This is a genomic window from Paludibacterium sp. B53371 (assembly GCF_018802765.1).
In the GTDB taxonomy this organism is placed as follows: domain Bacteria; phylum Pseudomonadota; class Gammaproteobacteria; order Burkholderiales; family Chromobacteriaceae; genus Paludibacterium.
The window spans coordinates 933787-951497 of record NZ_CP069163.1 but is presented as its reverse complement, the minus strand read 5'-3'; the positions used below and the strand labels follow the sequence as shown (position 1 = coordinate 951497).

The 17711-nt window shown below is 60.1% G+C and carries 18 protein-coding genes and 4 tRNA genes; 10 read left to right on the top strand and 12 right to left on the bottom strand.

Annotated features, from left to right (window positions below):
• Nucleotides 1–28: 28 nt before the first annotated feature.
• Nucleotides 29–679, bottom strand: a complete 651-nt coding sequence (locus JNO51_RS04550) for a pyridoxamine 5'-phosphate oxidase family protein (protein WP_215781836.1) — start codon at nucleotides 677–679, stop codon at nucleotides 29–31.
• A 164-nt stretch (nucleotides 680–843) separates the two neighbouring features.
• Here JNO51_RS04550 and JNO51_RS04545 point away from each other — a divergent pair, with 164 nt between their 5' ends.
• On the top strand, nucleotides 844–1449 hold the full coding sequence (locus JNO51_RS04545) for a UPF0149 family protein (RefSeq protein ID WP_215781835.1): 606 nt from the start codon (nucleotides 844–846) through the stop codon (nucleotides 1447–1449).
• Between the two features lie 66 nt (nucleotides 1450–1515).
• On the opposite strand, the gene JNO51_RS04540 is transcribed toward JNO51_RS04545, so the two are convergent.
• Nucleotides 1516–2304 carry an ABC transporter substrate-binding protein gene (locus JNO51_RS04540; protein WP_215781834.1) on the bottom strand — a complete coding sequence of 263 codons (789 nt, stop codon included), beginning with the start codon at nucleotides 2302–2304 and terminating at the stop codon, nucleotides 1516–1518.
• A gap of 19 nt (nucleotides 2305–2323) precedes the next feature.
• A complete protein-coding gene (locus JNO51_RS04535; protein WP_215781833.1) occupies nucleotides 2324–3103 on the bottom strand; it encodes an ABC transporter substrate-binding protein in 780 nt (259 codons plus the stop codon).
• 198 nt (nucleotides 3104–3301) lie between these two features.
• Here JNO51_RS04535 and JNO51_RS04530 point away from each other — a divergent pair, with 198 nt between their 5' ends.
• Complete coding sequence (locus JNO51_RS04530; protein ID WP_215781832.1) at nucleotides 3302–3877, top strand: DedA family protein; 576 nt, start codon at nucleotides 3302–3304, stop codon at nucleotides 3875–3877.
• Nucleotides 3878–3880: 3 nt separating this feature from the next.
• Here JNO51_RS04530 and JNO51_RS04525 read toward each other — a convergent pair whose 3' ends face one another.
• Nucleotides 3881–4303, bottom strand: coding sequence for a cytochrome c (locus tag JNO51_RS04525; protein WP_215781831.1), 423 nt, complete (start codon nucleotides 4301–4303; stop codon nucleotides 3881–3883).
• 133 nt (nucleotides 4304–4436) lie between these two features.
• Entirely contained in the window at nucleotides 4437–6599 is a 2163-nt protein-coding gene (gene speF, locus JNO51_RS04520; protein WP_215781830.1) for an ornithine decarboxylase SpeF, read from the bottom strand.
• A gap of 781 nt (nucleotides 6600–7380) precedes the next feature.
• On the opposite strand from speF, the gene JNO51_RS04515 reads away from it, so the two are divergent.
• Nucleotides 7381–8598: an MFS transporter gene (locus tag JNO51_RS04515; RefSeq protein ID WP_215781829.1), complete on the top strand. Its 1218-nt coding sequence runs from the start codon at nucleotides 7381–7383 to the stop codon at nucleotides 8596–8598.
• A 10-nt stretch (nucleotides 8599–8608) separates the two neighbouring features.
• Here the strand turns inward: JNO51_RS04515 and JNO51_RS04510 are convergent, their stop codons facing one another.
• Genes JNO51_RS04510 through folD form a run of 3 tightly spaced genes read right to left on the bottom strand, consistent with a single transcriptional unit; the run spans nucleotide 8609 to nucleotide 11049 of the window.
• The gene (locus JNO51_RS04510) at nucleotides 8609–9256 is read right to left on the bottom strand and encodes a hypothetical protein (RefSeq protein ID WP_215781828.1); all 648 of its coding nucleotides are present in this window, start codon (nucleotides 9254–9256) and stop codon (nucleotides 8609–8611) included.
• An 8-nt stretch (nucleotides 9257–9264) separates the two neighbouring features.
• Nucleotides 9265–10134: a formyltetrahydrofolate deformylase gene (gene purU / locus JNO51_RS04505; protein WP_215781827.1), complete on the bottom strand. Its 870-nt coding sequence runs from the start codon at nucleotides 10132–10134 to the stop codon at nucleotides 9265–9267.
• A gap of 57 nt (nucleotides 10135–10191) precedes the next feature.
• Entirely contained in the window at nucleotides 10192–11049 is an 858-nt protein-coding gene (folD, locus tag JNO51_RS04500) for a bifunctional methylenetetrahydrofolate dehydrogenase/methenyltetrahydrofolate cyclohydrolase FolD (RefSeq protein WP_215781826.1), read from the bottom strand.
• 115 nt (nucleotides 11050–11164) lie between these two features.
• On the opposite strand from folD, the gene JNO51_RS04495 reads away from it, so the two are divergent.
• The 7 genes from JNO51_RS04495 to JNO51_RS04465 all read left to right on the top strand — a co-directional run bounded on the left by JNO51_RS04495 (nucleotide 11165) and on the right by JNO51_RS04465 (nucleotide 13580).
• Nucleotides 11165–11241: transfer RNA gene (locus tag JNO51_RS04495), tRNA-Pro, on the top strand.
• Nucleotides 11242–11259: 18 nt separating this feature from the next.
• Nucleotides 11260–11336: transfer RNA gene (locus tag JNO51_RS04490), tRNA-Arg, on the top strand.
• A gap of 27 nt (nucleotides 11337–11363) precedes the next feature.
• Nucleotides 11364–11439, top strand: a tRNA-His gene (locus JNO51_RS04485).
• A 46-nt stretch (nucleotides 11440–11485) separates the two neighbouring features.
• Nucleotides 11486–11561 (top strand) — tRNA-His (locus JNO51_RS04480).
• A gap of 242 nt (nucleotides 11562–11803) precedes the next feature.
• Nucleotides 11804–12466 carry a GntR family transcriptional regulator gene (locus JNO51_RS04475; protein WP_252346187.1) on the top strand — a complete coding sequence of 221 codons (663 nt, stop codon included), beginning with the start codon at nucleotides 11804–11806 and terminating at the stop codon, nucleotides 12464–12466.
• A gap of 138 nt (nucleotides 12467–12604) precedes the next feature.
• Entirely contained in the window at nucleotides 12605–13093 is a 489-nt protein-coding gene (locus tag JNO51_RS04470) for a winged helix-turn-helix transcriptional regulator (protein WP_215781824.1), read from the top strand.
• Nucleotides 13094–13100: 7 nt separating this feature from the next.
• Nucleotides 13101–13580, top strand: a complete 480-nt coding sequence (locus JNO51_RS04465) for a YbaK/EbsC family protein (RefSeq protein ID WP_215781823.1) — start codon at nucleotides 13101–13103, stop codon at nucleotides 13578–13580.
• Here JNO51_RS04465 and JNO51_RS04460 read toward each other — a convergent pair.
• Genes JNO51_RS04460 through JNO51_RS04445 form a run of 4 tightly spaced genes read right to left on the bottom strand, consistent with a single transcriptional unit; the run spans nucleotide 13543 to nucleotide 17673 of the window.
• Nucleotides 13543–14118: a GNAT family N-acetyltransferase gene (locus JNO51_RS04460; RefSeq protein WP_215781822.1), complete on the bottom strand. Its 576-nt coding sequence runs from the start codon at nucleotides 14116–14118 to the stop codon at nucleotides 13543–13545. The two genes, JNO51_RS04465 and JNO51_RS04460, sit on opposite strands and share 38 nt — an antisense overlap.
• Nucleotides 14119–14164: 46 nt before the next feature.
• A complete protein-coding gene (locus JNO51_RS04455; RefSeq protein WP_215781821.1) occupies nucleotides 14165–15142 on the bottom strand; it encodes an ABC transporter ATP-binding protein in 978 nt (325 codons plus the stop codon).
• Entirely contained in the window at nucleotides 15126–16658 is a 1533-nt protein-coding gene (locus JNO51_RS04450) for an iron ABC transporter permease (protein ID WP_215781820.1), read from the bottom strand. The genes JNO51_RS04455 and JNO51_RS04450 overlap by 17 nt, the downstream gene beginning before the upstream one ends.
• A 1-nt stretch (nucleotide 16659) precedes the next feature.
• On the bottom strand, nucleotides 16660–17673 hold the full coding sequence (locus tag JNO51_RS04445; protein WP_252346185.1) for a thiamine ABC transporter substrate binding subunit: 1014 nt from the start codon (nucleotides 17671–17673) through the stop codon (nucleotides 16660–16662).
• Between the last annotated feature and the right edge of the window lie 38 nt (nucleotides 17674–17711).

The window sequence follows — 17711 nt, the reverse complement described above, 5'->3', positions numbered from 1 at the left end:
ACAGCCGGTCAGTCCTGACCGGCTGTTTTCATTTCGCCCGCTGCCGGGCAACGCTGGCAGGCAGCGGCAAGGTCTGGCTCCGGCTGTCCGGCACGATCTCGCCCCAGCCATGGTGATACGTCCACACTCCGCCCCACTGACCGGGGGCCTCGGCGCCATCATCCGGCTCGCCGGTCGACAGTTTGGCCACCACTTCGGTCAGCGCAAAGCGCAACACCAGGGTGGCCGCCATTTCCTGTACGGTTGGCTGACGCACCTCCTGCCAGCGACCAGGCAGCAGCTTTTCATAGAAAGCCTGCAGCAACTGCAACCGTTCCGTTTCTTCCCGAACAACCTCAAAAGCGCCATAGGCCATGACCGAGCGGAAATTGATCGAGGTATCGAATGCCGAGCGGGCCAGCACCAGCCCGTCGGTGACCGCCAGGGAAACCGCGGCGGGACAGCCGGCGGCAAGCTGCTGGCCAAAACGGCTGCCATTGCTGCCATGAATGTACAGGGCATCCTCGACCCGCCAGTGGGTCGAGACCATCTGGCGGGGCAGTCCGCTGTCCGCGTCGCAGATGGCAATGGTGCATTCCGGGATATCGTCGATCACCTGATAGATCGTTTCCCGGTCATAGCTGGCTTTATGGGCGCAATGACGCATCCGCGTCCGCGCAGTCTTGACAAACTCAGTCATGGTACAGCTCTCCGTCAAAAGAACCGTGCCATTCTGGCAGCGTGGCATACGGCATCACAGAGCCACTCTGCGCTGACAGAAGGGGTCCATCCACAGACAGATTTTTCCCCGTTGAGGACGTAAAGCGCCGATAATGCCGGCAACATCAACTCGCGAGCCACATCATGAATTACGAAGCCTTGACCGACCGGGACTATCAGCGCCTGGCCGAGACGCTGGCCCGGTTCAGCGATCAGGATTGCATGAACCTCGAACAGCTCGACGGGTTCTTTACCGCCCTGCTGTGCGGCCCGATGCCCATCCGTCCGACGGAATGCCTGCCGATCATTCTCGGCGATGCCTTCGACGACGAGGACGCCTTTCCCGGCGCACAGGGGCTGGAACGGTTTGCACACCTGCTGATGCGCCACTGGCTGGATATTTCGCATACCCTGCAATCCGGACAGCCCTTCCATCCCTGGCTGGATGCGGATGAGCACGGCGTGTTCCGCGGCAACGACTGGGCTCAGGGTTTTGTCGAAGGCATGCAGCTGGTCTATGACGACTGGACGCTGCTGCTGGATGATCCGCAGCAGGCCGAGCTGCTGGCCCCGATCATGGCACTGGCCTTCGAAGGGCAGCCTGACGAAGAGATGAAGGGCTACCTGCAGGAAATCAGCCCCGAGGACCGGGCCGACTGGCTGGGGGCGATTTCGCCCAATGTGGCCGCGATTCATCAGTTCTTCACCCGCTTGCGGGCCGAACTGGAGGCCGACGAAGAGCAGGAATGAGTCTCTGGCGCGCAGGCGGCCTGCGCGGCTGTCTCCGGCCCGGACCAAGCCGGGCCGCACTCACGATCAGTTGTGATCCAGACTCAGGTAAATCTCGTTGCGGGTTTCTTCCACCAGCTGATTGAACTTGCCGGAGGCATGCAGTTGCTTCAGGCCGAGATTGAAACGCCGAACCAGTTCGGCGCCAAGCGGATGCCGGCGCCAGATCACCACATGCATCGGTGCAGTCCAGAACGGCTCTGGCTGTGCCACCACCTGCGCTCGCTGATCCGGACGGAAATTCTGCACCATCAGCAAGGCGCCGACCTCCGAATCGATTGGAAACAGGTCCAGATGGCCTGCCTGCAGTTTGCGCAAATTGGAGACATCATCCGGCGAGGCTTCGGGATGCAGCACCCCGGCGGCCTGCAACCGGCTGAATTCTTCCGAATAGGTATTGCCGCTGGTAATGCCAATACGCCGGGAGGCCAGGTCCCGCATGTGCTTCCAGGCGACGGGATGATCGGCGCGCTGGAAGAACACCATGCGCAGGCTCATGACCGGATCGGTATACAACAAATCCTTCTGTCGCTCCGGGGTAATGGCCCAGCCCAGGCTGCCATCCACCGCACCGGTGCGCGCCGACTGCAAGGTACGGTTATTGGGATAGAACACATAGCGCACCTTGACGTTCTGCAGGCGAAAAGCCTCACTCACCACCCGCGACATCAAACCATCGCCGGCCATGCTTTGCCCCATGTAGGGCGGATATTCCTGATTGGAAAGGACGATGCTGATTTCCGGTTGCTCTGCCCGGCAGCTCATGGCCAGCGTGAGCAGAGACAACCACATGATCAGACGGGTCAACAGGCGCATGATGCGGTCCTCCCTGTAGCTAATGAGGATCGAGGCCCTGATAAATCTGGTTGCGGGTGTTCTCGATCAGTCGGTTGAATTCCCCCGAGGCGCGCAACTGAGACAGGCCACGGTTAAAGCGGCGCACCAGCTCCGCTGCCTGAGGATGGTGGCGCCAGATCACCACATGGACTTTGGCAATCCAGAACGGCTTGTCCTGCGCCTCCACCTGAACGCGCTGGGCACGCGGGAAATGCTGCATCAACATCAGTGCCCCCACCTCCGAATCGATCGGGAACAGATCGATATGACCTGCCAACAGCTTGCGCAGGTTGGACAAATCATCCGGCGATGTCTCGGTGTGCAGAATGCCGGCCGACTGCAGGCGGCCAAATTCCTGCGAATAGGTGTTGCCCGTGGTGATGCCAATACGGCTGTCACTCAGATCCTGCAGACTCTTCCACGACAAGGGATGATCCTTGCGCTGAAAAAACACCATGCGCAGACTCATGACCGGATCGGTATACAACAGATCCTTCTGTCGCTCCGGGGTGATGGCCCAACCCAGGCTGCCATCGACGGCCCCGGTCCGGGCCGACTGCAGGTTACGGTTGTTGGGGTAGAACACATAGTGCACTTTGACGTTCTGCAGGCGAAAAGCCTCGCTCACCACCCTGCTCAACAAACCGTGACCGGCCAGCGACTGTCCCTCATAAGGCGGATACTCCTGATTGGACAGAACGATGGACATCGGCCTGGCTGCCATGGCGACGCTACTGGCCGTCAACAGCACCCCCATTACCCATGTCTTCCAGCGCATTTACCGTCCCCCGATCATTGCTGGTTTGTGATCCAGACCCTGCTGCACGATCTTCTCGACGCCAACCTGCTGTCTCATGGGATTACTCTGGATTTAAGCAGGTTTGACTCGATATACCAGTCAGAGCAATGTCATGTTCTACACCAAAGTCGTATCTGTTACATTGCGGCTTATCATTTGTAGTCACACCGGGCCATCATGAGCTTTGCTGCACTTCTTGCCAACTATGGCTACTGGGCTGTCCTGATCGGTTGCCTGCTGGAAGGCGAGACCATCCTGATTCTGGCCGGTTTTGCCGCCCACCAGGGTTATCTTTCCTTCCCGCTGGTCGTGCTGACCGCCTTCTTTGCCGGCAGCCTCGGCGATCTGTTCTTCTTTTTGCTGGGCAAGTATCTCGGGCGCCCCCTGATTGCCCGCTATCCCCGCCTTGCCGGACATGTCGCCCAGGTCAATGCCCTGTTGCTGCGCTATCAGCGCCGAATCATCGTCCTGATCCGCTTCATGTACGGTCTGCGCATTGCCGGCCCGATCATCATCGGTAACAGTGGTATCGCCACGCGGCATTTTGTTTTGTACAACATGATTGGTGCCGCGATCTGGGCGCCACTGGTGGCCGGAGCAGGCTATGTGTTCGGCGAGACCGTCCATCTGTTGTTTGCCGACCTGGGCCATTATCAGTGGCTGGTCATGCTGGGGCTGGCCGGGGTGATCTTGGGAGGACGAGGCTGGCGCAAATGGATGCGCCAGCGCAGGGAGCGGGTCGAAACCGACTGAGGATCAGTTGCGGAACTTGTCGTGACAGGCCTTGCAGGACTGCTGGACTTCACGGAAGCTCGCCCGGACCTGATTCACATCGCCGGCGGCGGCGACCTGGTTCAGCTTGCTGACCTTGCGTTCGAAGTCATCGCTGGCTTGTTTGAAGCCTTGCGGATTGCTCCAGATTTCCGGCTTGGTATCACGGGTGCTGCTACCGGCCGGGAAATACTGCCAGGGAGTGTGCGCCTCGGCTTCCAGCGACTTGGCGGCAGCGGCAAACTGTGCCTGATCAAAACTGCCGGCATTGAGCATTTTGTTCATGCTGCCCAGCGACTGCTTGTAATGTTTGAAGACCGTACGGCGCTCGCTGGCCGGACTGGCGGCGAAGGCGCTGGCAGCGATGGTCGCCAGCAGCAAAGATCCAATGAGAGTGGATTTCTTCATCAGCAATTCCCCTTTCAGAATAATGGGTAGTGCCTGATCATAGCGGGTGAATCTTAATGCCGCATTAATGCGGACTCTGAATAACAAAACGGCCGGGAAAACCCGGCCGTTTTGATCACTGACAAACAGCGAATTACTTGGTCAGCATGTAGCCATATGCACGCTTGCGGCCATCTTCATCCTGCTGGATGTAAACGCCTTGCAGTTCCGGCGAGAAGCCCGGCAGCAGGTTGATGCCTTCTTCCAGCGCCAGGAAGTACTTCAGCGCAGCACCGCCCCAAACTTCGCCCGGTACCATGCACAGTACGCCCGGCGGGTACGGCAGCGCGCCTTCGGCAGCGATGCGGCCTTCGGCCTTGTCCAGCGCCACCAGCTCGACGTTACCACGGACGAACTCGATGTTGGCTTCCTGCGGGTTCATTTCGACCTTCGGCAGCTTGGCCTTGCGGAACATTTCCTTCTGCAGCTGCTTCACGTCGCGGCTGACATACAGGTTGTGCATTTCCTGGCACAGCTGACGGATGGTGTAGCCGCGATAACGTTCTTCGTTATTGGCATACACGGTCGGCAGCACTTCGGACAGCGGTGCATCTTCGTCCAGATAGCGTTCGAAGCGGGCGATCTGGGCAACCAGGTGCTGCATCTTGCCCATGTCTTCGGCCGGGGTCATCAGGAACAGGATCGAGTTCAGGTCACACTTCTCCGGCACGATGTTGTTTTCGCGCAGGAAGTTGGCCAGGATGGTCGCCGGTACGCCGAATTCGGTGTACTTGCCGGTCGCCGCATCGATACCCGGGGTGGTCAGCAGCAGCTTGCACGGGTCAACGAAGTACTGGCCCTTCTCGTAACCTTCGAAGGCGTGCCACTTTTCACCCGGCTGGAACTCGAAGAAGCGCAGATCGTTGGCCATGGTTTCGGTGTCGTGATCCTGCCACTTCTTGCCATCAACGGTCGCCGGAACGAACGGACGGATGTGCTTGCAGGCATTCAGGATCATCTTGCGGGTTTCGATACCGACCTTGACGCAGTCAGCCCACAGCTTGCGGCCCAGTTCGCCGTCGTGCATCTTGGCGTTCACGTCCAGGGCAGCGAACAGCGCGTAGAACGGGCTGGTCGAAGCGTGCAGCATGAAGGCATTGTTGAAACGCTTGTGGTTGCAGTAGCGCTTCTGACCCTTGATGTGCTTGTCCTTCTTGTGGATCTGCGAGGTTTGCGAGAAACCGGCTTGTTGCTTGTGAACCGACTGGGTCACGATGATGCCAGGATCGTTTTCATGCAGATCCAGCAGCAGCGGCGAGCAGTCCTTCATCATCGGGATGAATTGTTCGTAGCCAACCCAGGCCGAGTCGAACAGGATGTAATCGCACAGGTGACCGATCTTGTCGACAACTTGACGGGCATTGTAGATGGTACCGTCATAGGTGCCGAGCTGAATGATGGCCAGGCGGAACGGACGGGCTTCCTTGGCACGTTCCGGTGCCACGGCAGCGATTTGTTCGCGCAGGTATTTTTCTTCGAAGCAATGTGCGTCGATACCACCGATGAAGCCGAACGGGTTACGCGCGGTTTCCAGGTAGACCGGGGTCGCACCAGCCTGAATCAGGGCACCGTGGTGGTTGGACTTGTGGTTGTTGCGGTCGAACAGCACCAGATCGCCACGAGCCAGCAGGGCGTTGGTCACGACCTTGTTGGAAGCGGAAGTACCGTTCAGAACGAAGTAGGTCTTGTCGGCATTGAATACCTTGGCAGCATAAGCCTGAGCATCGTGCGGCGCACCTTCGTGAATCAGCAGGTCGCCCAGCTTGACGTCGGCGTTGCACAGGTCAGCGCGGAAGACGGTTTCGCCGAAGAATTCGAAGAACTGACGGCCGGCCGGATGCTTGCGGAAGAATTGACCACCCTGATGCCCCGGGCAGTCAAACGCCGAGTTACCCATTTCAACATACTGCTTCAGCATGCCGAAGAACGGCGGGTACAGGCTGGCTTCGTACTTGGTCAGCGCGGTTTCGATCTGACGGCCATAGTAAACGGCAGACTGCTTGCCCAGCTCGATCACGCCATTGACGCTCTTCAGCACATCAACCGGCATTTTTTCGTGGCAGCCGGTCACAACAAAAACCGGAATCTCCAGACCCTTGGCAGCCAGTTCCTTGATGCGGCCGGCAGCGACGTCTTCCATGCCCAGGACAACGGCACCTACGTCGGTGAAATCGGTTTCCGCCAGGTTAACCAGCGAGCGCGTGGTTTCGAAACAAGTCGAAGGCGCCGAACCTACCGCTACTTTCAAATAAGTCATGTTTATCCTACCTTGGGTTGGGAGAGCGACATGCCGGCACGGATGGGCCGGATATTCGCTCCTTCAAAATAAACTCGACACCATCGCCCTCTGAGCGCGACAGAGCCGGCCGGTTTTAAGGATTCGCAACGTTCTGTTTTGGAGCACCCCACTTCCCTGCACGCTCTGACTCATTGCGCATCGAAGTGAGGCATCTATGGGGTAGATTTTATATCAGCGTTCGCTTCACTGATTTCTTTGGCGAGAACCGGAAATATATCTGTGCGACACGGCCCCACTCAAAATTCAATCTCTTCGAAATACGTCAGCAACGGCCTGTCACCACGAGTTCTGGCTCGCGGCAAGCGATTTCCTTCCCCGGTACGACAGCACATGGCAATACACCGGGAAATTTCTAAATCAAGCCTATACGACGCTGCTCATTATTCTATAGAAGAATTTGTTTTTATTTGATTTTCGACAAGCGGGACAACTGCGGAATTTCCAGATCGGGAAGCATTTGTTCGCAATTGCGACAAGCTATGACATTGGCAAATAAATGGACAAAAAAGCCATTAACCAGCCTTTTATTGACAAAAGTTCTAACAAGACACCATATCAGAATCCACTGAAAGGATAATATATATGTAGACGACAAAACCGCGTGCTTTAACCGGTGAGCCAAAGCCAGCGCCTGCAAAAAACACTCGGAGGAAAACGATTGACAGCGGCTTTGTCAGATCGCTAAATCGTGGTTAAGCCGCAGAAGACACAATTTCCCGCCATCCAGTGATACAAGCCCATGCCAGACCACGCCGAACCCGCTGCCCGCCCTGTCCGCCACTTCATGTTGAGCCAAAGTTGCTCCACCCTCGCCTATCAGATGCTGGTCGTGGCATTTGGCTGGCAGGTCTATGAGCTGTCACACAGCGTGCTCTTTCTCGGCCTGATCGGACTGGCGCAGTTTGCGCCGCAACTGCTGCTGACCCTGATTGTCGGCCACACCGCCGATCAGTTTGAACGCCGGCGTATCGCTCAGTATGCCCAGGGCCAGCAGGCACTCGGCGCCACCCTGCTGGCCCTGGCCTGCCTGAGCCAGCAGCAAAGCCTGACACTGATCTTCGCTTGCGCCGTCCTTACCGGCAGCGCACGCGCTTTCGAATCCCCCAGCATGCAGTCCTTGCTGCCCACGCTGGCCAGCGAGACACAACTGCCCCGCAGCCTGGCCATGGCCGCTTCGGCACGACAGAGCGCCGTCATCATCGGGCCGGCACTGGGCGGCATGATCTTTGCCCTTGGTGCCGCCGCGGTCTACGGCAGCTGCCTGCTGATCTGGCTGCTGGCCATGTCCTGGCTGCAGGTCCTCCCACCCGGCAGGCAAAGCCGCGCCAAAGAACCCATGTCGCTGCGTTCGGCACTGGCGGGCGTGCAGTTCATCCGCGCCCGTCCGGTGATCTTTGGCGCCATCTCGCTCGACCTGTTCTCGGTGCTGCTGGGCGGCGCCACGGCGCTGCTGCCGGTCTATGCGCGCGATATCCTGCATACCGGCCCCTGGGGACTCGGACTGCTGCGCACCGCGCCGGCCATCGGTGCGCTGGCCACCTCGCTCTATCTGGCCCGCCACCCGCTGCGCCGGCACATCGGACGCAACATGGCCTGGGCCGTCATCCTGTTCGGTCTGAGTACCATCGTGTTCGGCCTGTCTCACGTCTTCCCGCTATCGCTCGCGGCCCTGGTGGTTCTGGGCGCCAGCGATATGGTCAGCGTGGTGATCCGCTCCTCCCTGGTTCAACTGGAAACACCCGATGCCATGCGCGGACGCGTCAGCGCCGTCAACTTCATCTTTATCGGCACATCCAACCAACTGGGGGAATTTGAATCCGGGATCACGGCCGCCTGGTTCGGCACCGTTCCGGCGGTGGTACTGGGCGGCGTGGGCACCCTGATCGTGGTGGCACTGTGGCGGCGCTGGTTTCCCGCCCTGTTTGAGCGGGATACCTTTGCCGGTCCAGCGAAGTGAAAGGAATGGATCAGGGCATGACGGCAGGCTGGGGACTGGTGGCCGCACCATTCTGGCCATTGCTGTCGGCCGCGGGGGGCAGCGGCTCGGCATCCTGGAGCGATGCCGCCTGGGCGAAGGGATTCCAGGCACTCTGCGGCGCATCGACCCAGCCCTGCCGGCTGCTCAGATACCAGGCCCCCTGCATCAGGAAAGCCGAACAGAACGAAAACAGCAGTATCCCCAGCAGGGCACGCAGACGCCCCTGTCCGGAGGCCAGCGCCAGGGCATTGCTCAACACCAGCAGGGAATAAGCCATCAGTACCAGCAGCAGGCCGTCTGCCACATCGGCAGGCAACCAGCTGGTGAGCGGCTGCAGCAGCTGAACGCTGCTGGCCAGCACGATCAGCGCCAGCAGCGGGCGCGTAAAACGCCAGGGATTGACGCGCAGCCACAGACCGATGAAGGGCACGAACAACAGCGTCTCCAGCCAGTTGTAACCGATGCAGAAGCCGATCCGCCCCGGCAGGTAGTGCCCCAACTCGGGCGAGCCGCCACTGGTCACCAGACCGAGCAGGCTGATCAGCAGCGCCAGCTGCCACCAGGGATGGTGGTATGCCGGCAGCGGTTTGACCCGGAAACGGAACAGGTCCAGTGCATCATTCAGCAAACGGTTCATTGCATCACTCAATCAAAAATGACCGTCTTGTTGCCATAGGACAGGATGCGATAGTCCAGATGCCAGCGTACGGCACGGGACAGCACCACCTTCTCCAGATCGCGTCCCTTCTGGATCAGATCGTCGACATCATCGCGATGGGAAATGCGCGTGACCTCCTGCTCGATGATCGGCCCGTCATCCAGCACCTCGGTCACATAGTGGCTGGTGGCACCAATCAGCTTGACACCACGGGCAAAGGCCCGATGGTAAGGCTTGGCGCCATCGAAAGCCGGCAGGAAGCTGTGATGAATGTTGATCACCCGGTTGCGGTAGCGTGCGACAAAGGCCGGCGACAACACCTGCATGTAGCGGGCCAGCACGATCAGGTCGACACCGGCCTCATCCAGCAACTGCCACTGCGCGGCCTCGGCCTCGGCCTCGGCCTTGTTGTCCTTGTTCACCGGAATCACATGGAAGGGAATACCGTTGAATTCGGCCAGTTTTCGGCAATCTTCATGGTTGGCAATGATCAGCGGGATGTCGCAGTTCAGCTCACCGATACGCCAGCGATGCAGCAGATCCGCCAGACAGTGCTCGTAATGAGACACCATGATGGCCATGCGCGGCTTGCGTGCCGACAGCGAGACACTCCAGGACATATTGTGCTCGGAGGCAATCGGCTGGAAGGCGGCGGCAAAATCATCCATCGGCAAGGTAAAACCATCCAGCGACCATTCAACCCGCATCAGGAACAACTGTTCGCTGTCATCCTGGTGCTGGTCGGCATGCATGATGCTGGCGTTGTAGGTCATCAGGAAATTGGCAATCGCCGCCACCAGGCCCTTTTTGTCGGGGCAGCTGATCAGCAGGATGGCGGAAGGTTTGGCATGACTCATGTATTCGGATCTCTTTGTCTTTTATCAATTTATAGATAGGTGAACCCGGACGGACGACTAGACCGGGTCGCGCCGGCTGGCCGCATCCAGGGTATTTTGCATCAGGCTGGCAATGGTCATCGGTCCCACCCCGCCCGGTACCGGGGTAATGAAGGCCGCCCGCTCGCTGGCGGCGACAAAATCGACATCGCCGCACAGACTGCCATCTTCACGATAATTAATACCGACATCCATCACGACCGCACCAGGCTTGACCCACTCGCCGCGAATCAGACCCGGCTGGCCGGCGGCAACCACCAGAATGTCGGCCCGCGCCACTTCGGCGGCCAGATCGGTTGTCGCGCTGTGGCAGACCGTCACGGTGGCCCGCGCCAGCAGCAACTCCAGCGCCATCGGCCGGCCGACAATATTGGAAGCCCCCACCACCACGGCATGCTTGCCCGCCGGTTCAATCCGGTAGTGGGCCAGCAGGGTCATGACCCCGCGCGGGGTACAGGGACGCAATACCGGCATCTTCATCGCCAGACGACCGATATTGTAGGGATGAAAACCGTCCACATCCTTGGCCGGATCAATCCGCTCCAGCACGGTTTCGGCATCGAGATGGCCGGGCAGCGGCAATTGCACCAGGATGCCATCGACCTGCTCATCCGCATTGAGCTGATCCATCAGGGCCAGCAGCTCGGACTGGGAAACCGTCGCCGGCAAATCATGGCCAAACGACTGGATGCCGGTGCGCTCGCAAGCCCGCTTCTTGCCCCGAACGTAGGAGGCAGAGGCAGGGTCATCCCCCACCAGCACGAAGGCAATGCCCGGCACCCGTTTGCCGGCCGACCGCCGTGCTTCCACCCCCTGGCGGACCTGATCAATCAACTGCTCTGCGACGGCCTTGCCGTCTATACGCTGTGCCGCCATATCTGATCCTGAAAACTCACCGGGGAAAGATATCCATTTTCGCATTTTTATCCCCCCGTGCTCAACGGGTATTGACACAAGATGACTCGATCCGTATAGTTGCTGGCTCTGTAGTCGGGGCGTAGCGCAGCCCGGTAGCGCACCTGGTTTGGGACCAGGTGGTCGTGAGTTCGAATCCCACCGCCCCGACCAGAACGAGCCTGACGGTACGTGCCCGTAGCTCAACCGGATAGAGCACCGGCCTTCTAAGCCGGGGGTTACAGGTTCGAGTCCTGTCGGGCGCGCCAGAAGATGGCAACAAGCAGCAAACAGTGGTGGATGTAGCTCAGTTGGTAGAGTCCCGGATTGTGATTCCGGTTGTCGTGGGTTCGAGTCCCATCATCCACCCCAGCATTACCGCAGCAAGCAGGCCCAAAGCCTGTACAACCGATCAGTGGTGGATGTAGCTCAGTTGGTAGAGTCCCGGATTGTGATTCCGGTTGTCGTGGGTTCGAGTCCCATCATCCACCCCAGAATACCGAAGACCCCGCTCCTTAGCGGGGTTTTTCATTTTCCGCCCCGCCTCGGCCATGGACAGGCATAAGCAGGCAAATAACGACACTTTCCAGCGTCAAACCGCCCTTTCCCCGGTTTTTTTCATCTTTTTGCCACTTTTCCCAGTGGCTCTCTTGTCGGACAGCTGAAACGCCGTATATTCTGTTGCCATAAAACATATTCTTTTCGATTGACCGACAGCGCCCTTTAAATGAACACCATGCAGCCGATCAAGCGCCAAACCCTGACCAGTGCCGTCACGGAATCACTGCGCCAGCGCATCCTCTCCGGCGAATTTGCCGATGGACAGCAATTACGTCAGGAAGCACTCTCCAACGAGTACGGCGTCAGTCGGGTACCGGTGCGCGAGGCACTGCGCCAGCTCGAGGCCGAAGGCCTGATCCAGATCATCGACCACAAGGGTGCCCTGGTGACCAAGCTGTCCTTCGATGACATCCGGGAACTGCTCGACATCCGCGCCCTGCTGGAAAGCGAACTGCTGCGCAACTCTGTGCCGCAACAAAGCCAGAGTGACCTGCAGCTGGCCGAGCAAACGCTGCAGGAATTCGAACTGGCCCTCAAGAACAATGACATCCGTCACTGGGGTGAGCTCAATGCCCGCTTCCACATGGCGCTGTATCGCAGCGCACGACGTCCGAACACCCAGGCGCTGATCGAGCAGCTGCACAACAAGACAGATCGCTACACCCGCATGCAGATCCTGTTCACCCAGACCATGGAGCAGGCCCACACCGAGCACACCCGGCTGCTGGAACTGTGCCGGGCCGGCAAGGCTGACGAAGCGGCAGAGTTCATCCGCTTCCACATCCTGTCGGCGGAAAACGCACTGGAATCGGTCCTGCAAGCTCAGCACAACGCATGAAACGACCAGGCTTTTTTGGCAGGGAAATGGCCAAAACAAAGTCATTTCAAGTAGTATATTGATTATAGAGCAGTGCTTTTGCCCTAATTTTGGCAAATTATCAATATATTCATCCACATCAGGGGGTGCAGCGTACACATGAGAAAGAAGACCACTGCCGAGCGGATCTTTGACAAGGTCGACCTGAAAATCCTGCAGCTGCTGCAAAGCAATGGCCGCATTTCGCTCACCGACCTGGCCGAGAAGGTTGGTCTCTCCACCACCCCCTGTACCGAACGGGTACGCCGGCTGGAACGCGAGGGCGTGATCGAGGGCTACCATGCCCGGCTCAACCCGCACATGCTCAACGCCAGCCTGCTGGTTTTCGTGGAAATCAAACTGTCCGCCAAATCCGGTGACATCTTCGATGCCTTCCGCCACGAAGTGCAAAACATTCCGGAAATTCTCGAATGCCACCTGGTCTCGGGCGAGTTCGACTACCTGATCAAGGCCCGCATTCCCGACATGTCGATGTACCGCGAACTGCTGGGCAACATCCTGCTCAAGCTGCCCGCAGCCAATGAGTCGCGCAGCTACGTGGTCATGGAAGAAATCAAGGAAACCCTGGCGCTGGCGCTGCAGGAGTAGACGATCAATGAGTCTGGAAAGCGTCCGCGCCGAATTTGCACGCCGTCAGATCGAATTGCCGATCATCGAACTGACGACCAGCACCGCCACCGTCGCACTGGCGGCAGAAGCGCACGGCGTGGAACCGGGCCGTATTGCCAAAACCCTGGCCTTCCGGCTGGGCGACGGTCGCGTGGTACTGCTGGTCGCCCGGGGCGATGCCCGCATCGACAACCGCCTGTTCAAGGCAGCATTCGGCAAAGGCAAGATGCTCGGCGCCCATGAGGTCGAAACACTGACCGGCCATCCGGTCGGCGGCGTCTGCCCCTTCGGGCTGGCCCAGCCCCTGCCGGTCTATCTGGATACCTCGTTGCAGGATTTCGAAGAAGTCATGCCGGCCGCCGGTGGCACCCATACCGCGGTACGGGTCTCGCCGGCCCGACTGCAGCAGATTGTAGACGGCACCTGGGTTACGGTGTGTCAGTTGGCGCCGCAGCCAGCGGACTGAGCAGACAGTAGCTGTCCAGATCCCAGTATTGCCCTTGCCAGAACACCAGGCCCAGACGCTGCCCTTCCCGCACAAAGCCCGCCCGTGACAAAGTGGCCACCGACGCGGCATTCTGCGGAAAAACCAGCGCCTGCACCCGATGCATCTTCACCCCCAGCCCTCCGGTCCAGGCCCAGGCCAGCAGCGGCGCCATGGCCTCGCTCATCAGCCCCTGATGCCAGAAGTCGGGGTGCAGGGCATAACTGATCCCGACGTTGTGCCATTGCAGGTTGATGCCATCAAAACTGAACGTGCCGATGCACTCGCCGCTCGCCTTGTGCCGCAGCAGCCAGGTCACCCCCAGATTGAGCTGGCGCATCTGCGCCTGCACATCCAGCCAATAGCGCGCCTGCGCCGGTTCCGTCATGCAATCCTGACCAAACAGCCGACTGACATCCGGATGCGAATACAGATGAAAAATCGCCTGCTGTTCGCTGCCGTCCAATGGCAGCAACTGCAGGCGAGGCGTATCAAAAGAGGGGATGGCGGACGTTGTCATGCCGCTCAGGCTAGCATCAGCCTCGGTAAAACCGCATGACAAAGCATTAATAATTGTAATCGGCTGCCGTGCTCACCTTGCTGAAACGCAGGCGCCGAGACTCATCGATCTGCAAACCAATCTCGCTGCCGGGCTGAAGTGAAGCGCCGAGCGCCGCCAGCTCGCGACCAGACAGACTCATGATGTAATGCTGCCCGGCCTGATTCAGGGTCAGCCGCACCCCCTCCGCCTGTGGCATCACACTGTCGATGCAAGCATCCCGACCCTGGGCATCCAGCTGCAAGGCTGCCGCCGGCAGCGCCCAGTCCGGCCCGACATTCTCAAAACCAATAAAGCGGGCCACCCAGCTGTCGACCGGCGAGGACAACAAGCTGGCCGGGGCGGCACACTGCCGGATCTGTCCCTCATGCAGCAGCGCAATACGATCCGCCATGGCAAAGGCCTCCTGACGATCATGCGTCACCAGCACGGCACTCATGCCCAGATCGCGGATACGCTGACGGAACTCGGCCTGCAAGGCCAGCCGCAAGTGGGCATCCAGGCTGGAAAACGGCTCATCCAGCAACAACAGCCGTGGCTCGGTCACCAGAGCCCGCGCCAGCGCCACCCGCTGCGCCTCGCCGCCGGACAACTGCCCGACCGGTCGCCGCTCATAGCCGGCCAGCCCCACCGTCGCCAGCAGACCGGCGGCACGCTGTCGCGCCTCGGCGCGCGGCACTCGCCGCTCGACCAGCCCGAAACAGACGTTCTCCAGCACATTCAAATGCGGGAACAAGGCAAAATCCTGAAACATCAGCGCAAAATGCCGCGCCTCGGGCGCCACGCCGTCCAGATCCTCCCCGGCAAAACGGATCGATCCGGCATCCGGCTGCACCAGACCGGCAATCAGCTTGAGCAAGGTGCTCTTGCCACAGCCGGAAGGCCCCAGCAAGGCCACAATCTCTCCCTGCCCGACGGTCAGAGACAAGTCGCGGGCCGGCCACTGCGAGCCAAAACGCTTCGAAACCTTATCGATGATCAGCATGCCCAGCCTCCTCGCGCTGCCATTCAATCAATACAAACGCCAGCATGGCCAGCCCCATCAACAGGCAGGACAGCACCAGAGCACTCTCCTGATTCAAGTCCCCCGGGCGCCCCAGACGTTGATAGATCAGCGTCGTCAGGGTCATCCACTCCGGGCGGGACAGAAACAGCGTGACGGCAAATTCGCCCAGCGCCGTCGCGGCGGCAAAAGCCATGCCGCGACGCAATGCCGGCGCCGCCAGCGGCAGCAACACACGCCAGACCACGCGCCACGGCGAAGCCCCCAGCGAACGGGCAGCCTGGGGCAAATGTGCCGGAACGGCATCCAGTGTCGCCGACAAACCGCGGGCGATGAAGGGATAGGCCAGCAGCGTATACGCCCCCAGCAACATCACCAGACTGGCACTCAATCCGGGATACAGCAGCAAGAGACCAAAGGCGACACAGACAGGCGACACCGCATAGGGCAGGAAGGCCAGCGCCCCCAGCAAAACACTGCGACGGGCGGCAAAGGCGTGTGCCAGACCGAACAGGCAGGCACCCAGCAGAGCCAGCAGGGTGAAGCGCGCCGTATTGTACAAAGCCCGCCAGACCTCCGGCTCGGTCAGCACCTGCCAGGCGGCGCCCGCCGTCAGCGCCCGCCAGGCAATCGCCGCCAGCGGCGCCAGGGCCAGCAAGCCCAGCAACACAAAGGACAGGCACAGCAGGCCATATTGCCAGGCATCCCCCGCCGCCACGCGCGCCTGCGGCTCACCCCGCAGCGGACGCGCCAGCACCCGCTCCAGCCAGGCATAGGCCAGTGCTGCCAGCCCGGTGGCCAGCAACACCGTCAGCGCCAGCGAACTGGCATCGGTCAGATTCAGCTCATAGGCCACCAGGGTATAAATCTCCACCTCCACGGTGGCGTAATGCTGCCCACCGAGCAGCAAGGCCAGCCCAAAGCCGGAAAAGCAATAGAGAAAAACCAGACACAGCGCAGAACAAATCCAGGGCATGGCACCGGGCAGCTCAATGCGCCAGAACACCCGCCAGGGGCTGGCGCCGAGCGAGCGCGCCGCCTGCAAACGATGCGCCGGCAGACGGGCAAACCCTTCCTGGGCTGCACGCACCATCAGCGGCAAGTTGTAAAACAGATTGCCATACAGCAACAGCCAGGGCGTGTCCTGGCCATGCAGGCCGGTCAGCCCCTGCGGCCCGAACAGGGCCAGCACCCCCATGGCGGCCACCAGGGTCGGCATGACAAAGGGCAACATGCCCAGCCGGATCAGCCAGCGACGGCCGGCAAACTCCAGACGTGCCAGCGTCCAGGCCACCGGTACGCCGAACAGCAGGGCCAGCAGACAGGTCAGCAGCGCCTGCCCGGCAGACCAGAGCAAACGCCAGCGATAATAAGGATCGGACAAAAAGGCCAGCGACAACGCGCCGGCCCCTTCGGCGATCAGCCGCCCCAGTGGCAGGACCACCAGCGCGGCCAACAGGGCCAGCGGCAACCACGCCAGCCAACGCATGGAACGCATCTTATTTGAGTACCACCTGAGTCCAGCGCTTGATCCAGCCTTGCCCCTTATTGCGGAGCGTTTCAGCCGACGGCGTCTGGTGTGCGGCAGGCTCCTTGGCATAGGAGAACACCGGGGCCTGCGGCGTACCGCTCATCACCGGATACATCCACATGGTCGTCTGCAGATCCTGCTGCACGGGTGCCGAACGCAGGAAGGCGATGAACTTCTCCGCCGCCGCACGCGCCTGACCGCCCTTGATCAGGCCGGCACCTTCCACTTGCTGATACACGGCACCAGACAACGGCAGGGTCGCCACCGGCGACTCGGTCAATTTGACTTTACTGAAAGCCACTTCTGCCGCCGGATCGGTCGCATAGCTCAGCACGATCGGCCGGCTGCCGCCGTTGTGGGAAAACTCGGTGTTATAGGCGGCGCTCCAGTCATTCACCACTTTGAGACCGTTCTGGCGCAGCTTGCCCCAGAAGGCAAAAGCCTTGTCCTCGCCGAGGGCACCGATGGTGGCATACAGGAAACCTTGACCGGTACTGGACGTTGCCGGGTTTTCCACGACCAGCAGATCGCGATAGGCCGGCAGGGTCAGATCGTCCAGCGACTTTGGCAACGCCAGCTTGCTCTTGGCAAACCAGGCCTTGTCATACACCAGGGTGACATAACCGTAATCGGTGCTCACCAGACCATCCGGCAAGCTGTAACGTGCCTTGCGACCATCGGATTTCAGCGTCAGCGGCTCGATCACCCCGGCCTTGGCCGCCTTGCCCACCAGCGAATTGTCCAGACCGAACACCACATCGGCGATCGGATTGGCGCGGGTGAGAATCAGCTTGTTGAGCATTTCGCCGGCATCACCGCCCTTGATCAGCTGAACCTTGATACCCGTCTGCTTTTCAAAGTCCGCCAGCAGCGGTTTGGACACATCGAAGGAACTGTGGGTGATGACACGAAGATCGGCAGCCTGGGCACACAGCGCGGCGGCACAGAGGGAAACGGCGAGGCAAACTTGGCGCAACTTCATTCGGACACTCTCCAAAAGGCGCGGGAGCGTGGCCGCAG

Excerpts from the sequence above, each read along its gene's own strand:
- purU (WP_215781827.1), bottom strand. The coding sequence starts at position 10,134 with ATGAGTCATGCCAAACCTTCCGCCATCCTGCTGATCAGCTGCCCCGAC.
- JNO51_RS04535 (WP_215781833.1), bottom strand. The coding sequence starts at position 3,103 with ATGCGCTGGAAGACATGGGTAATGGGGGTGCTGTTGACGGCCAGTAGC.
- JNO51_RS04470 (WP_215781824.1), top strand. The coding sequence starts at position 12,605 with ATGAGAAAGAAGACCACTGCCGAGCGGATCTTTGACAAGGTCGACCTG.
- JNO51_RS04550 (WP_215781836.1), bottom strand. The coding sequence starts at position 679 with ATGACTGAGTTTGTCAAGACTGCGCGGACGCGGATGCGTCATTGCGCC.
- JNO51_RS04525 (WP_215781831.1), bottom strand. The coding sequence starts at position 4,303 with ATGAAGAAATCCACTCTCATTGGATCTTTGCTGCTGGCGACCATCGCT.
- JNO51_RS04445 (WP_252346185.1), bottom strand. The coding sequence starts at position 17,673 with ATGAAGTTGCGCCAAGTTTGCCTCGCCGTTTCCCTCTGTGCCGCCGCG.
- JNO51_RS04510 (WP_215781828.1), bottom strand. The coding sequence starts at position 9,256 with ATGAACCGTTTGCTGAATGATGCACTGGACCTGTTCCGTTTCCGGGTC.
- JNO51_RS04455 (WP_215781821.1), bottom strand. The coding sequence starts at position 15,142 with ATGCTGATCATCGATAAGGTTTCGAAGCGTTTTGGCTCGCAGTGGCCG.
- JNO51_RS04460 (WP_215781822.1), bottom strand. The coding sequence starts at position 14,118 with ATGACAACGTCCGCCATCCCCTCTTTTGATACGCCTCGCCTGCAGTTG.
- speF (WP_215781830.1), bottom strand. The coding sequence starts at position 6,599 with ATGACTTATTTGAAAGTAGCGGTAGGTTCGGCGCCTTCGACTTGTTTC.
- JNO51_RS04515 (WP_215781829.1), top strand. The coding sequence starts at position 7,381 with ATGCCAGACCACGCCGAACCCGCTGCCCGCCCTGTCCGCCACTTCATG.
- JNO51_RS04545 (WP_215781835.1), top strand. The coding sequence starts at position 844 with ATGAATTACGAAGCCTTGACCGACCGGGACTATCAGCGCCTGGCCGAG.
- JNO51_RS04530 (WP_215781832.1), top strand. The coding sequence starts at position 3,302 with ATGAGCTTTGCTGCACTTCTTGCCAACTATGGCTACTGGGCTGTCCTG.
- JNO51_RS04465 (WP_215781823.1), top strand. The coding sequence starts at position 13,101 with ATGAGTCTGGAAAGCGTCCGCGCCGAATTTGCACGCCGTCAGATCGAA.
- JNO51_RS04540 (WP_215781834.1), bottom strand. The coding sequence starts at position 2,304 with ATGCGCCTGTTGACCCGTCTGATCATGTGGTTGTCTCTGCTCACGCTG.
- folD (WP_215781826.1), bottom strand. The coding sequence starts at position 11,049 with ATGGCGGCACAGCGTATAGACGGCAAGGCCGTCGCAGAGCAGTTGATT.
- JNO51_RS04450 (WP_215781820.1), bottom strand. The coding sequence starts at position 16,658 with ATGCGTTCCATGCGTTGGCTGGCGTGGTTGCCGCTGGCCCTGTTGGCC.
- JNO51_RS04475 (WP_252346187.1), top strand. The coding sequence starts at position 11,804 with ATGCAGCCGATCAAGCGCCAAACCCTGACCAGTGCCGTCACGGAATCA.